Raw genomic sequence first — 13,341 nt, forward strand, 5'->3', positions numbered from 1 at the left:
CCCGTGGTCCCCCTCCCCCCCCCCAACGGGGTGCCGTATTCCCCCCCCTGCGGGTCTTCAGTTTCCTAAAACCACCACGCTCGTTGCTGTCGGCGCGGCCTGGGAGAATGTCCGGACCATGACTTCCCCCAGCTCCCCCGACGCCGCCCCCCGCCCCGCCGGCACGCTGCTGCCGTACCTGCCCGCCCCGACGGGCGGCGCGCCGGACCCCGACGTCCTCTTCGAGGGGTTCGGCGAGTGGGCCACCGGCACGGGCCGGCCGCTGTACCCGCACCAGGAGGAGGCGCTGCTCGAGCTCATGACGGGCTCGCACGTGGTGCTGGCCACGCCCACGGGGTCGGGCAAGTCGATGGTCGCGATGGGCGCGCAGTTCGCGGCGCTCGCGAACCGCCGGTCGGGCCGCGGCGGGCGCACGTTCTACACCGCGCCGCTCAAGGCGCTGGTGAGCGAGAAGTTCTTCGACCTCGTCGCCGCGTTCGGGTCGCGCAACGTCGGCATGATGACCGGCGACTCCGCCGTCAACGCCGACGCCCCGATCATCTGCTGCACCGCGGAGATCCTCGCCAACCTCGCCCTGCGGCGCGGGGCCGACGACGACGGCGTCGGCGCGGACGGCACGGCCGACGACGACGCCATCGCCCAGGTCGTCATGGACGAGTTCCACTTCTACGGCGACCGGCAGCGCGGCTGGGCGTGGCAGGTGCCGCTGCTGGAGCTGCCGCGCACGCAGTTCCTGCTGATGTCCGCCACCCTGGGCGACACCACCCGGCTGCGCGAGGACCTCGAGGAGCGCAGCGGCCGCCCCGTCGCGGAGGTCGCGGGCGCCGAGCGCCCGGTGCCGCTGACGTTCTCCTACGTCGTCGAGCCGCTGACCGACGTCATCGCCGAGCTCGTCACGACGCACCGCGCCCCCGTCTACGTCGTGCACTTCACGCAGAAGGACGCCGTCGAGCGCGCCCAGGCGCTGCTGTCCACGAGCCTCGCCTCCAAGGACGAGAAGGCCGCGATCGCGGCCGAGATCGGCGCCTTCCGGTTCGGCACGGGCTTCGGCAAGACGCTGAGCAAGTTCCTGCGCGCGGGCATCGGCGTGCACCACGCCGGGATGCTGCCGAAGTACCGCCGCCTCGTGGAGCGGCTCACGCAGCGCGGCCTGCTCAAGGTGGTCTGCGGCACCGACACCCTCGGCGTGGGCATCAACGTGCCGATCCGCACCGTCCTCATGACGTCGCTCGTGAAGTACGACGGCGAGCGCATGCGCCACCTCACCGCGCGCGAGTTCCACCAGATCTCCGGCCGGGCCGGGCGCGCGGGGTTCGACACCGTGGGCGAGGTGCTCGTCATGGCGCCCGAGCACGTCATCGAGAACCGCAAGCTGCTCGCCAAGGCCGGCGACGACCCGAAGAAGCTCAAGAAGGTGGTGCGCAAGAAGGCGCCCGCCGGCGCCGTGAACTGGACGGACTCCACGTTCGAGCGGCTGCGCGACGCCGACCCCGAGCCCCTGACCAGCCAGTTCCACGTCAACCACGCCATGGTGCTCAACGTGCTGGCACGTGACTCCGCGGGCTCGGGCGGCGACCCCGTCGAGGCCATGCGGCACCTGCTCACCGCGAACCACGACACCGAGGCGCAGCAGGCGAAGCACGTGCGCCAGACGTTCCGCATCTACCGGTCGCTGCGGGTCGCGGGCGTGGTGGAGAAGGTCCGCGTGCCCGACGCGTCGCGCCCGGCCGGGTACCGGCCCAGCGTGCGGCTCGTCGTCGACCTGCCGCGCGACTTCGCGCTCAACGCCCCGCTGTCGCCGTTCGCGCTCGCGGCCATGGACCTCCTGGACACCGAGAGCCCGACGCACGTGCTCGACGTCGTCTCCGTCATCGAGGCGACCCTCGACGACCCGCGCCAGATCCTCTACGCCCAGCAGTCCAAGGCGAAGGGCGAGGCCGTCGCGGCGATGAAGGCCGAGGGCATGGAGTACGAGGAGCGCATGGAGGCGCTCGAGGACGTGACCTGGCCGCGGCCGCTCGCCGACCTGCTCGAGCCCGCGTTCACCACGTACAAGCGGTCGAACCCGTGGGTGGCCGACGCCGAGCTCGCGCCCAAGTCCGTGGTGCGCGACATGCTCGAGCAGGCCATGACGTTCGCCGAGCTGGTCAGCGTGTACGGGCTGGAGCGCACCGAGGGCGTGGTGCTGCGCTACCTCGCCGACGCCTACCGCGCGCTGCGCCAGGTGGTGCCCGAGGAGCACCGCACCGAGGAGGTGCAGGAGGTCGTCGAGTGGCTCGGCGAGCTGGTGCGCGGCGTCGACTCGTCGCTGCTCGACGAGTGGGAGCGGCTGCAGAACCCGGTCGACGACGACGCCGACCTCGTCGTCGAGGGCGAGCTCGCCGAGGCGGGCGCGGAGGCGCCCGCACGGCCCGTCACCGGCAACCCGCGCGCGTTCCGCCGCCTGGTGCGCAACGCGACGTTCCGCCGCGTCGAGCTCGCCGCTCGCGAGGACTACGACGCGCTCGGGGCGCTCGACGGCGCGCACGGCTGGGACGGCGACGCCTGGGCCGCCGCGCTCGACCCCCTGTTCGAGGCGCAGGGCGACGACGCCGTCGGCATCGGCCCCGCCGCCCGCGCGGCCGGGCTGCTGACCATCCTCGAGCCGGGCGCCCAGCTGCCCGGCGGCGCGACCACGACCACGCGCGACGGCGTCGAGGTGGCCGAGGTGCCCGCCGGCACGTGGTGGGTGCGGCAGGTGCTCGACGACGCCGACGGCGACCACGACTGGGCCGTCACCGCCGTCGTCGACCTGGCGGCCAGCGACGAGGCCGGGGCCGTCGCGCTCACCGTGGTGGACGTCGGCCGGATCTGAGCACCCGCGGCGGTTGCAAGCATCCGGGGTCGGTCGTGTGATCGACCCAGGGTGCCGCCCCCGGCACCCCCGACGTCAGGAGTCCGCCATGGACACCACGACCATCGTCTGGATCGTCGTCGCCGTCGTCGTCGTGCTGCTGCTCGTGCTCGTCGCCGTGGCCCTCGCCCGCCGCTCCCGGACCGCCGAGGCGCGCCGGCGCGAGGAACGGCGCGACGAGGCCGCCGAGCTGCGCCGGCAGGCGGAGCACGACCGGATCGCGGTGCAGGAGCGCGAGGCGGCGTCCGCGAAGCTCGACGCCGAGGCCCGGATGTCCCAGGCCGAGGCCGACCAGAAGGCCGCCGAGGCGGCCCGTCTGCAGGAGGAGGCCCGGCGGCGCGACGCGAGCCTCGACGAGCGCCGGGCCGACGTCGACGAGCGCCTGCGCCGCGCGGACGAGCTGGACCCCGACCGAGGGGACGCACCGGGTGCGCTTGGGCGGCACGCTCCCGAGCACCGCGCGGACGGCCCGGCGGACGGGTCCGCCGACGTCCCGCGTCGTGACGAGGGCGACCGGCCGGTCTGAGCCCTACCTCCTCAGCCCAGGTGCGCGAGCCCCTGGGCGAGGGTCGCGACGCCCCCGACGTACGCGAGCACGATCAGCCCGCGCCGGACGGCCACCGCAGGGACGCGCGGGGTGAGCCAGTCGCCGACGACGAGCCCGGCCACGATCGCGGCGAGGACGACGAGCCACTGCCAGGCGGCGAAGGGCGGGAAGGACGCGTCGGTGAGCGTGAGCTTGGCGATCAGCGCGGCGAGCGCGTTGGTCGCGAAGAACGGCTGCGCCGTCGCCGCGAAGCCGCGCGGGTCCCAGCCGCTGAGCACGGAGTAGATCGCCACGGGCGGGCCGCCGATGCCCGCGGCCACGCTCCCGACCCCGCTCGCGACGCCGGTCGCGACCAGCGGGGCGCGCGCCTCGGGCCGGACGGGGTGCCGGCCGCCGCGGCGCAGGCGGGTCGTGACGACGGCCAGCGTCATCGCGACGACGACGAGGGCCCCGACGGCGACCTCGAGCGCCGCACGGCTCGCGTCGCGCAGCAGCAGGGCGGCGGGGACCATGACGACCACCGATGTGACGGCGAGCCAGGCGTAGCGCCGCCAGTCCACGTCCCGCGCGACGCGGCCCAGGATGAGCGCGGACGCGATCGCGCCGGCCAGGTTCACGAACAGCACGCCCTCGAGCGGGCCCACCAGGAGCACGATGAACGGGCCGGCGACGAGCCCGAAGCCCATGCCGGTGACCCGTTGGAGCGCCCCTCCCACCAGGATCGCGAGGACGAGAAGGAGGAGCACCGCACCACCCTACTCAGGCACAATCGGCGGCGTGTCGAAGAAGAAGCCGCACGCCTCGCACGGGACGCCGGCCGTCGTCGCGCTCGACCGGGCCGGTATCGCCTACGGGCTGCACACCTACGACCACGACCCGGCGTCGGACCTGAGCTACGGCCTGGAGGCGGCCGAGGCGCTCGGCGCCGACCCCGCGCAGGTCTTCAAGACGCTCCTGGCGGACGTCGACGGGCGGCTCGTGGTCGGCATCGTGCCGGTGGACGGCAGCCTCGACCTCAAGGCGTTGGCCCGCGCCGTCGGCGGCAAGCGGGCCGCGATGGCCGACCCGGCGGCGGCGCAGCGCGCCACCGGCTACGTGGTGGGCGGCATCTCGCCGATCGGGCAGAAGCAGCGGCACACGACCGTGCTCGACGAGTCCGCGGCGGGCTTCGACGTCGTCTACGTGTCCGGCGGCCGGCGCGGGCTGGACGTGTCGCTCGCCCCCGACGACCTGCTGCGCCTCACGGGCGGGACGACGGCGCCGATCGGCCGCCCGTGAGGCCGGTGCCCGACGGTCAGTGCTGGTACGTCGGGTACCGGGCGTCGCTGGGCACGATGTCCTTGCCGAGCGGCAGCAGCGAGACCGGGATCATCTTGAGGTTCGCGATCGCCAGCGGGATGCCGATGATCGTGATCGCCTGGGCGACCGCCGTCGTGATGTGCCCGATGGTGAGCCAGATGCCGGCGAAGACGATCCAGATGACGTTGCCCAGCACCGACCAGCCGCCGGCGCCCGGCTTGTCGACGACCGTGCGTCCGAACGGCCACAGCGCGTAGCCGGCGATCCGGAACGACGCGATGCCCCACGGGATCGCCACGATCGTGATGCAGCAGAGGATGCCCGCCGCGGCGTAGCCGAGCGCGAGCCAGAAGCCGCCGAAGACGAGCCAGATGATGTTGAGCAGGGCTTTCACCCGACCATCCTCGCCCGCCGCGCGAGCGCGGCACCACCCGGGAACCCCCTGACGCGACCCTGGTCCGCCGCAGTCTCGGTCACGGCCCCGCGTCGCGTCCCAGGACCACCGACGGCGTTCGTAGACTGGCGACCATGCCCACCGAGTGTCCCGGGATCCCCGCACGCCTGGCCGCCGTCCACGACCGCGTCGCGGCCGCCGCCCGCGCGGCGGGGCGCGACCCGCGCGAGGTCCGCGTGCTGCTGGCCACCAAGACGCAGGAGGCCGAGACCATGCTCGCGGGGGTCCGGGCCGCGCTGGACCTCGCCGCCGCCCAGGGCGACGACCGGCCGGTGCTGGTCGGCGAGAACCGCGTCCAGGAGCTCGTCGCGAAGGCGCCCGCCCTGGCGGACCTCGTCGCCGCGGGACGCGTCGAGGCGCACCTCATCGGCCACCTGCAGAAGAACAAGGTCAACCAGGTGCTCGGCGCCGCCACCGCCGTCGACTCGGTGGACTCCCCCGCCCTCGCGCGCGCCCTGTCCACGCGCTGCGAGCGCGACGGCCGCACCCTGGACGTGCTCGTGCAGGTCAACGTCTCCGGCGAGGAGAGCAAGTCCGGCGTCGCGCCCGACGACGCGGCGGCGCTCGCCCTCGACGTCGCGGCCCTGCCGGGGCTGCGCCTGACCGGGTTCATGACGATCGGCGCGCGCCTGGGCGAGCACCACGACGAGGCGCTCGTGCGGGCCGGCTTCGCCCGGCTGCGTGCGATCCGCGACGCCGTGCTCGTCAGCGGGGCTCCGGGGACGGACGACGCCCGCGAGCTCTCCATGGGCATGACCGCCGACCTCGAGCTCGCCGTCGCCGAGGGCGCGACCGTCGTCCGCGTCGGCACCGCCGTCTTCGGCGCCCGCCCTACCCCCGCGAGGTAGCACCCATCGCGCCGAGGTAGTACGAAGCCGGCCGAGGTAGTACACGGGATGCGCGAATTGTCCGGATTGCCTGGACTACCTGGCGCACTCAGGTACTACTTCACGAGAATTCGCACCACCTCGCGGGTTCGGGCACTACCTCGGCGGGGCGGCGCCGAGACGGCCGAGGGCCCCGCGGACGCCGTCTCCCCCGGCGAGCGCGCCGCGCGCCGCCGCGGCGTCCACCCCCGCCAGCAGCATGACCAGCGCCACCTGCACCTCCCCACCGGCGTCGGCCAGCACGGGCGCGCACACCTCCGGCGCGAGACCGGTCGCCTGGCTCAGCAGGCGCACGAGCCGGGCGCGGAGCTTGGCGTTGGACGCGCGGACGTCGACCATGAGGTTCGAGTACGTCTTGCCGAGCTGGATCATCGTGGCGGTCGAGAACGTGTTGAGCACGATCTTCTGCGCGGTGGCGGCCTTCATCCGGGTCGAGCCGGTGACGGCCTCGGGCCCCGTGTCGAGCAGGATCGCGACGTCCACCCGGTCGGCCAGCGGCGCGGCCGGGTTGGCGCTGACGAGCGCGGTGCGCGCCCCGCGCTCGCGGGCGAGGTCGAGCGCCCCGCCCACGTACGGGGTGCGACCGCTGGCCGCGAGCCCGACGACGAGGTCGTGCGGGCCCACGTGGTCCAGGTCGCGCCGACCGGCCTCCGCGTCGTCCTCCGCGCCCTCCACCGAGACGGTCATCGCGTCGGGACCGCCGGCGAGGTGCGCGTCGAACCACTCGGGGCCGACACCGTAGGTCGGCAGCAGCTCGACGGCGTCCAGCACGCCGAGGCGGCCGGACGTACCCGCACCGGCGTAGTGCACCCGCCCGCCCGCGCGGATCGCCTCGACCGCGAGCTCCACCGTCTGCGTGACGCGGAACCGCTCCGCGCGCACCACGCTGGCGACGCCGGCGTCCTCGTCGAGGATGAGGCGCACCACGTCGGCCGGCGGGAGCAGGTCGATGTCGGTGGTGCGCGGGTTGCGCTCCTCCGTCGGCGAGACGAGGCGCGCGACGTCGAGCACGTCGTCCGGGGGGCCGGCGTCCGGAGGCACGGAGGGGTCGGGCACGGTCGCTCCGCTCATCGGGTGCTTCCTCTCGTCAGGTCGCGCGCAGTGGTCGGGACGCTCGGTGCCGTGGTGAGCGCGAGGCGCCGCACCGGGGTGCGGACCGCCTCCACGGGCAGCGGCGTGGGGGGCGTGAGCGACCCCAGCACCACCGGCCGGCGGGCCCCCGTGGCCTGCCGCCGGTGCGGGCCGGGTGCGGTGCCGGGCACCCCGTGCACGCCGAGGAAGCCGAGCAGCGCGAAGAGGTACGCCTCCTTGGCGTCCGCGGGCAACCCGAGATCGTCCGCGGTCTCGAGGGCGGTGCCGGCCGGGAGCAGCGCCCGCAGACGGTCGCGGAGCACGGGGTTGCGGACCCCGCCGCCGGAGATCACGACCCGCTCGACGCCCCCGCCCGGCGCGTGGTCGGCGAGCGACCGCGCCACGGTGGTCGCGGTGAGCTCCGTGAGCGTGGCGACCAGGTCCGGGGTGCTGAGCCGGTCGGCACGCACCCCTGCGGCGGCGAGCCGCGTCGTCACGTACTCGCCGTCGTAGAGCTCGCGGCCGGTGGACCGCGGCACGGGCAGCGCGTAGTACGGCTCGTCCAGCAGCGCGTCCAGCGCCTCGTGGTCCACGACGCCGCCGGCCGCGAGCTCCCCGTCGCGGTCGAACGGCTGCCCGGTGAGCCTCTGCACCGCGGCGTCGAGCAGGCAGTTGCCGGGGCCGGTGTCCCAGCCGAGCACCGGCTCGTCGTGCGCGCCGACGACGGTGACGTTGGCGATGCCGCCGATGTTGAGCGCCGCGGAGTACCTCGTGCCGGCGGGCCCGTCGTGCCCGAGCCACAGCGCGTCCAGCACGCTCACCAGCGGCGCGCCCTGCCCCCCGGCGGCGACGTCGGCGACCCGGAAGTCGCTGACCACCGGCCGTCGGGTGCGCTCCGCGATCCAGGCGGGGTTGCCGAGCTGCAGCGTGCCGCGCGCGCGGCCCGCCACCACCCAGTGGTGCAGGGTCTGCCCGTGCGACGCCACGAGGTCGGCGTCGCCGCCCGCGAGGTCGTCGACGGCGCGCCGGGCGGCGGCGCCCAGCTCCTGCCCGACGAGCGTGTCGAGCTGGCACACCTCGCCCAGGTCCGCGGTGGCGGGCGGCAGCGCCGCGAGGATGCGCCGGCGCAGGTGGTCGGGCCAGGCGTACTCGGCGTGACCCAGCGGCCGCAGGGACAGCGTGCCGTCGGGGCGCAGGTCGAGGTCCGCCGCCGCCGCGTCGATCGCGTCGACGCTGGTGCCGGACGAGATGCCGATGACGATCATCGCGCCACCTCCGTGGGTTCGGGGGCGAGCTCCCCGGCGAGGAGGGCCACGGCGGCCTCGGCGTTGGCCCGGCCGGTGCCGCAGGCCAGGACGGTCGCGGGCAGCCCGCCCGGGAGCGCGGCGAGCCACCGCTCCCCCGCGGCCGGCGCGCCCGTGTGCACGACGACGAGATCCGGGCGCGCCCGCTGCAGCCGCGCCAGGCGCTCGTGCTCGTCGCCGCCCGGGACAGGTTCGCGCGTGACGACGACGAGAGGCCGTTCGCCGCCGTCGGCCGGGCCGGGGAGCCCGCGCAGCAGGGCGCCGAGCCCGGCGTCATCGAGGGCGGGGTGCACGACGGCGTCGGGCCAGCGGGCGGCGACGGCGCGCTGCACGTGCTGCGCGGTGCGACCGGCCGCGTGGTCGAGCCGCAGCCGCAGGTCGACGACGTCGGGCGCTCCCGCGAGCGCCGGCGACGGACCGATGACGCGCACCGCCCGGCGCGCCACCTCGGCCCCCACGGCCGCGAGCGCGGTGAGCGCCTCCTCGGCCGGGGCCGGCGCGGCGGCGACCCGCCGGGCGCGCAGCCGGCCCACCAGGGCGTCGGTGCGTCGCCGGGACGCGGCGAGCCGGTCCAGGCTCACCCGGCCGGCGTCGACCGCGGCCACGAGGGCGTCGGCGGCGGAGCGGAACAGCGCCTCGTCGTCCCGTCCGGTCGTCGTGCCCAGGCACAGCAGGTCCGCGCCGCCCTCGACCGCCCGCACGGCGGCCTCGCCGACGTCGGCGCCGTCGGACACGGCGCGCATGTCGAGGGCGTCGGTGACGATCGGCCCGGCGTGGCCGAGCTCGCGGGCGAGCGCCGCGACGGCGGGCTCGAGAGACGCCGGAGCGGGCCCGAGCGCGGGCACGACGACGTGCGCGGTCATGAGGGCGTCGGCCGCGGGGCCCTCGTCGCCGGGACCGCCCGCGAACGCCGCGGCGAACGGCACGAGGTCGCGGCCGCGCAGGGTCCGGGCGTCGGCCTCCACGACGGGCAGCGCGAGGTGCGAGTCGACGGTCGTGGACCCGTGCCCCGGGAAGTGCTTGGCGCACGTGCCGACGCCGCCGTGCTGCAGGCCGCGGGCGAACGCGACGCCGTGCCGCGCGACCGCCTCCGGGTCGGTGCCGAACGCCCGCACCCCGATGACCGGGTTCCCGGGCGTGTCGACGTCGAGCACCGGCGCGAGGTCGAGGTCGACGCCCGCGGCCGCGAGCAGGCGGCCCAGCGCCTCGCCCGCGGCCCCGGTGAGCCGCACGTCGTCCACCGCACCGAGCGCCGCGGCGCCGGGCAGCGACGACCCGGTCGCGGCCTCGAGCCGCGACACGTCGCCGCCCTCCTCGTCGGTCGCGACGAGCAGGTCGGGCGCGGCGTCGTGCAGGCGTGCCGTGAGCGCGGCCGTCGTCGCCGGGTCGGGCGTGTTGTGCGCGAACAGCACCACTCCGGCGAGCCCGTCGCGCGCGGCGTCGAGCAGCCACGCAGGGGGCGTCGTCCCGGTGAAGCCGGGCAGCAGCACCCCGTGCACGGCCCTCCGGACGTCGTTCACCCCTTCACCGCCCCGGACGTCAGCCCGGACGCGAGCCGGCGCTGGACGACGATGAAGAAGATCATCACGGGCACGGTGATGATCGTCGAGGCCGCCATGATCGCGCCCCAGTCGTTCGAGTGCTGCCCGAAGAACGAGCGCAGCCCGATGGCCACCGTGTAGTTCTGCGTCTCGCCGCCGAGCAGCGTCATCGCGAAGACGAACTCGTTCCACGCCGTGATGAAGCTGAAGATGCTCGTGGCCACGAGACCGGGCGCGACGAGCGGCAGCAGGATGGACCGGAACATGCGGCCCCAGGTGGCGCCGTCGAGGTAGGCGGCCTCCTCCAGCTCCACCGGCACGGCGGCCACGAAGCCGCGCAGCATCCAGATGCCGAAGGGCAGCGCGAGCGCCACGTACACCACGACCAGGCCGGTCAGCGTGCCGAGCAGGTCCAGGTTGCGCACCTGGACGAACAGCGGGATGACGAGCGCCTCGAGCGGGACCATCTGCACGATCAGCACGAGCATGAGCACCTGCGTGCGGAGCTTGAAGCGGAAGCGCGCCACCGCCACCGACGCCAGCAGGGCGAGCAGCGACGAGACGAGCACCGTCCCGAGGGCCACGAGCAGCGAGTTGCGCAGGAAGACGTCGAAGCCGCCGTCCGTGAGCACGAACTCGAAGTGCTCCAGCGTCGGGTCGGCGGGGACGAAGGACGACCCGCGCCCCGCCTTGCCGTCGAGCGCGCTGACGAGCATCCAGTAGGCCGGGAAGAGGGTGAACGCCAGGAGCAGCGCGACGGCGACCCCCTTGCCCACCCGCGTCGCGGTCGTCGGCCGGCTCACAGCTCCTCCTCCTTCAGGATCGTGCGGACGTACACGACGGTGATGGCGAGCAGCAGCAGGGTCAGCAGCACCGCGATCGCGGCGCCGAACCCGTACCGGTTCTGCCCGAACGACTCGGTGTACGACCAGACGCCCAGGTTGAGCACCTCGCGGTTGCTGCCGGCGCCGCCGGGCATGAGGTAGACCTGCGCGAAGACCTTGAAGTCCCAGATGGTCGACAGGATGATCACGACGGCGAAGATCTGCTTGAGCTGCGGCACGATCACCGAGAAGAACCGGCGCCACGGCCCGGCGCCGTCGATCTCCGCGGCCTCGAGCAGCTCCTTCGGCACGCCGAGCAGGCCCGCGAGCACGGTGATCGCGACGAACGGGAAGCCGTGGTGCACCACGTTGAGGAGCACGATCGCGTAGAACGACCAGCGGTCGGTGAACCAGTTGACGGGCGCGTCCTGCAGCCCGAGCGACTGCAGCACGTGGTTGAACACGCCGCGGTCGGCGTCGAAGATCCAGACCCAGACGTACGTGCCGGTGACGGCGGGCATCGCCCAGGCCGCCATGATCGCGCTGGACACGATGGTGCGCCAGACGCGGCCGAGCGACGCGAGCAGCACGGCCACGGCCGTACCGAAGACCACCGTGAACGACACCGACAGCACGGCGAAGACCACCGTGTTCGGCAGCACCACGGCCCACAGCTGCTCGGACGTGAACACCTCGACGTAGTTGGCGAGGCCGATCCAGTTCGGCTCGCCGGAGACGATCTCCCGCAGCCCGTAGTCCTGGAGCGAGAACAGCCCGACCCGCACCAGCGGCCACAGGAGCAGCACCGCCAGCACGAGCAGCGCGGGCGTCAGCAGCATCCACGGCCGCACCCGCGCCAGGAGCGACTTGCCGAGCGGGCGGCGCCCGCCGGGCCCGGGCTGCTGCCCGGGCCCGGCGGGGACCGCGACGGGGAGGGTGCTCGTCATGCGTCAGCTTCCACCGTTGAGCAGCGACGTCATCTCGTCGGCCGCCTTCGTGCTGGCGGTCGGCACGTCCTCGCTCCCGGAGAGGATCGACTGCATCATCGTGCTGGTCGTGAGCTTGGCCTGCACGGCCCCGAAGTTCGGCGAGACCGGCACGGACGCGCCACCCTCGACGAACTGCTGCGCGAACGGGGCCACGAGCGGGTCGGTGCTCTTCAGCGTCTCGTCCAGGAGCGACTTCTGCCCCGGGAAGTAGCCGGCCTGCTCGCCCCACTTCGTGGCGAACTCACCGGTCGTCATGAGCTCCACGAACGCGAACGCCAGGTCCTTGTCCTCCGCGGTCTCGAACACGGACAGGTGCGAGCCGCCGAGGACCGACGGCGACATCCCGCCGTCCTTGCCCGGGATCGGGACGGCGGCGAACTTGCCGTCCATGTCCTTGTTCGCCTCGACGATGGCGCCCGGAGTCCAGGAGCCCATGATCGCCATGCCGACGTCGCCCTGGGCGAACGCGTCGAGCACGTCGGTCTCGCGCCAGGTGGTGGCGCCCGCCGACGAGTAGCCGTCCGCGGCGAGCCCGGTCCAGAAGCTCAGGCCCTCCTGCGCCTCGGGGCTGTCGAGCCCGGACGTCCAGGTGTCGCCGTCGAGCGTCGCGACCTCGCCGCCGGCGCCCCACACCCACGGGTACACCGTGAACTCGGCGTCGCCCGGCACCGCGATCGCGGTCTTCTTCGGGAACTTCTCCTTGATGGCCTTGGCCGCCGACTCGATCTCCGCCCAGGTCGTGGGCGGCTCGACGCCGGCCTCCTCGAAGTTCTCCGTGTTGTACACGAGCGAGCGGACGCCGGCGTACCAGGGCATGCCGTACAGCTGCCCGTCGTAGGTGCCCGCCTCGACGAGGCCGTCCACCAGGTCGTCGCCCAGGCCGGCCTCCGCCACGTAGTCGTCGAGCGGCGCGAGCGCTCCGGCGTCGGCGAACTCCGGCGTCCACGTGGTGCCGGTCTCCGCGACGTCGGGCGTGGTCTGGCCCGCGATCGACGTGACGAACCGGTCGTGGGCGTCCGCCCACTCGACGAACTCGACGTTCAGCTCCGCGCCCGTCTCCTCCGTGAAGGCCTTCCCGACCTCGTCGAAGAAGGCGTCGGCGCTGGGGTTCGTGCCCTGCATGATCCAGACGTCGAGGGTCTTGCCCTCGCCGTCGACCGTCCCGTCCCCGCCCCCGTCGCCGGAGCCGCCGCTGCCGCACGCGGCGACGCCGAGCGCCACCAGCGCCGCGGTGGCCACGGCCCCCACGTTCCTGCGGGTCCACATGTCTCGACGCATCGTCGTCCTCCCCCGGCGGCCGCTGGGCCGCCCTCCGTGGTGCGCGGCGCCGCCGTTGTCGCGGTCGCGCGCCGTTCTCGCGGTCATGTCCTGCCGACGTCCTCGTCGTCCGGCGTGACGTCGTCGTCTCGCTTGTCATGCTGATCGCCGTGGTGATCGCGAGCGCCGCCCCGGCTTGAAAGGAAGTTCCGGGGCATCGCTTCACGAGGAAGATAACTGACCGAGCGGGGATAACGAAAGCCCCCGCACCAATT

Annotated in this window: 12 protein-coding genes; 4 read left to right on the forward strand and 8 right to left on the reverse strand. The window is 74.4% G+C overall.

All coding sequences use genetic code 11. The annotated features are described in order from the left end of the window. Nucleotides 1-118 precede the first annotated feature (118 nt). Nucleotides 119-2,854, forward strand: coding sequence for a DEAD/DEAH box helicase (locus ACFQ8T_RS07080; protein ID WP_430545840.1), 2,736 nt, complete (start codon nt 119-121; stop codon nt 2,852-2,854). An 88-nt stretch (nt 2,855-2,942) separates the two neighbouring features. Next, entirely contained in the window at nt 2,943-3,419 is a 477-nt protein-coding gene (locus ACFQ8T_RS07085) for a hypothetical protein (RefSeq protein ID WP_430545841.1), read from the forward strand. A gap of 11 nt (nt 3,420-3,430) precedes the next feature. On the opposite strand, the gene ACFQ8T_RS07090 is transcribed toward ACFQ8T_RS07085, so the two are convergent. After that, nucleotides 3,431-4,186 (reverse strand): TSUP family transporter, encoded by a 756-nt coding sequence (locus ACFQ8T_RS07090; protein ID WP_430545842.1) that lies wholly within the window; start codon nt 4,184-4,186, stop codon nt 3,431-3,433. Between the two features lie 31 nt (nt 4,187-4,217). Here ACFQ8T_RS07090 and ybaK point away from each other — a divergent pair, with 31 nt between their 5' ends. Further along, nucleotides 4,218-4,718, forward strand: coding sequence for a Cys-tRNA(Pro) deacylase (gene ybaK, locus ACFQ8T_RS07095; protein ID WP_430545843.1), 501 nt, complete (start codon nt 4,218-4,220; stop codon nt 4,716-4,718). A 16-nt stretch (nt 4,719-4,734) separates the two neighbouring features. Here ybaK and ACFQ8T_RS07100 read toward each other — a convergent pair whose 3' ends face one another. Continuing rightward, a complete protein-coding gene (locus ACFQ8T_RS07100) occupies nt 4,735-5,133 on the reverse strand; it encodes a YccF domain-containing protein (protein ID WP_430545844.1) in 399 nt (132 codons plus the stop codon). Nucleotides 5,134-5,267: 134 nt separating this feature from the next. Between ACFQ8T_RS07100 and ACFQ8T_RS07105 the strand changes: the two genes are divergently transcribed. Next, a complete protein-coding gene (locus ACFQ8T_RS07105) occupies nt 5,268-6,041 on the forward strand; it encodes a YggS family pyridoxal phosphate-dependent enzyme (RefSeq protein WP_430545845.1) in 774 nt (257 codons plus the stop codon). 135 nt (nt 6,042-6,176) lie between these two features. On the opposite strand, the gene ACFQ8T_RS07110 is transcribed toward ACFQ8T_RS07105, so the two are convergent. From ACFQ8T_RS07110 to ACFQ8T_RS07135, 6 genes are read right to left on the reverse strand one after another with little or no spacing between them, the layout of a single operon-like run. Continuing rightward, entirely contained in the window at nt 6,177-7,151 is a 975-nt protein-coding gene (locus ACFQ8T_RS07110; protein ID WP_430545846.1) for an N-acetylmuramic acid 6-phosphate etherase, read from the reverse strand. Continuing rightward, nucleotides 7,148-8,416 carry an anhydro-N-acetylmuramic acid kinase gene (locus ACFQ8T_RS07115; protein ID WP_430545847.1) on the reverse strand — a complete coding sequence of 423 codons (1,269 nt, stop codon included), beginning with the start codon at nt 8,414-8,416 and terminating at the stop codon, nt 7,148-7,150. The genes ACFQ8T_RS07110 and ACFQ8T_RS07115 overlap by 4 nt, the downstream gene beginning before the upstream one ends. Then, a complete protein-coding gene (locus ACFQ8T_RS07120; RefSeq protein ID WP_430545848.1) occupies nt 8,413-9,975 on the reverse strand; it encodes a glycoside hydrolase family 3 N-terminal domain-containing protein in 1,563 nt (520 codons plus the stop codon). Before ACFQ8T_RS07120 ends, ACFQ8T_RS07115 begins: the two co-directional genes overlap by 4 nt. Next, nucleotides 9,972-10,799, reverse strand: a complete 828-nt coding sequence (locus ACFQ8T_RS07125) for a carbohydrate ABC transporter permease (protein WP_430545849.1) — start codon at nt 10,797-10,799, stop codon at nt 9,972-9,974. Before ACFQ8T_RS07125 ends, ACFQ8T_RS07120 begins: the two co-directional genes overlap by 4 nt. Further along, nucleotides 10,796-11,767 carry a carbohydrate ABC transporter permease gene (locus ACFQ8T_RS07130; RefSeq protein ID WP_430545850.1) on the reverse strand — a complete coding sequence of 324 codons (972 nt, stop codon included), beginning with the start codon at nt 11,765-11,767 and terminating at the stop codon, nt 10,796-10,798. Before ACFQ8T_RS07130 ends, ACFQ8T_RS07125 begins: the two co-directional genes overlap by 4 nt. Before the next feature lie 3 nt (nt 11,768-11,770). After that, a complete protein-coding gene (locus ACFQ8T_RS07135) occupies nt 11,771-13,075 on the reverse strand; it encodes a sugar ABC transporter substrate-binding protein (protein ID WP_430545851.1) in 1,305 nt (434 codons plus the stop codon). Between the last annotated feature and the right edge of the window lie 266 nt (nt 13,076-13,341).

Origin of the sequence: Isoptericola sp. NPDC056618 (assembly GCF_042792715.1) — a bacterium.
GTDB classification, from domain to species: domain Bacteria; phylum Actinomycetota; class Actinomycetes; order Actinomycetales; family Cellulomonadaceae; genus Isoptericola; species Isoptericola nanjingensis.

Coding starts and splice junctions, on each gene's coding strand:
- ACFQ8T_RS07080 (WP_430545840.1), top strand. CDS start 119: ATGACTTCCCCCAGCTCCCCCGACGCCGCCCCCCGCCCCGCCGGCACG.
- ACFQ8T_RS07085 (WP_430545841.1), top strand. CDS start 2,943: ATGGACACCACGACCATCGTCTGGATCGTCGTCGCCGTCGTCGTCGTG.
- ACFQ8T_RS07105 (WP_430545845.1), top strand. CDS start 5,268: ATGCCCACCGAGTGTCCCGGGATCCCCGCACGCCTGGCCGCCGTCCAC.
- ACFQ8T_RS07110 (WP_430545846.1), bottom strand. CDS start 7,151: ATGAGCGGAGCGACCGTGCCCGACCCCTCCGTGCCTCCGGACGCCGGC.
- ACFQ8T_RS07115 (WP_430545847.1), bottom strand. CDS start 8,416: ATGATCGTCATCGGCATCTCGTCCGGCACCAGCGTCGACGCGATCGAC.
- ACFQ8T_RS07130 (WP_430545850.1), bottom strand. CDS start 11,767: ATGACGAGCACCCTCCCCGTCGCGGTCCCCGCCGGGCCCGGGCAGCAG.
- ACFQ8T_RS07135 (WP_430545851.1), bottom strand. CDS start 13,075: ATGTGGACCCGCAGGAACGTGGGGGCCGTGGCCACCGCGGCGCTGGTG.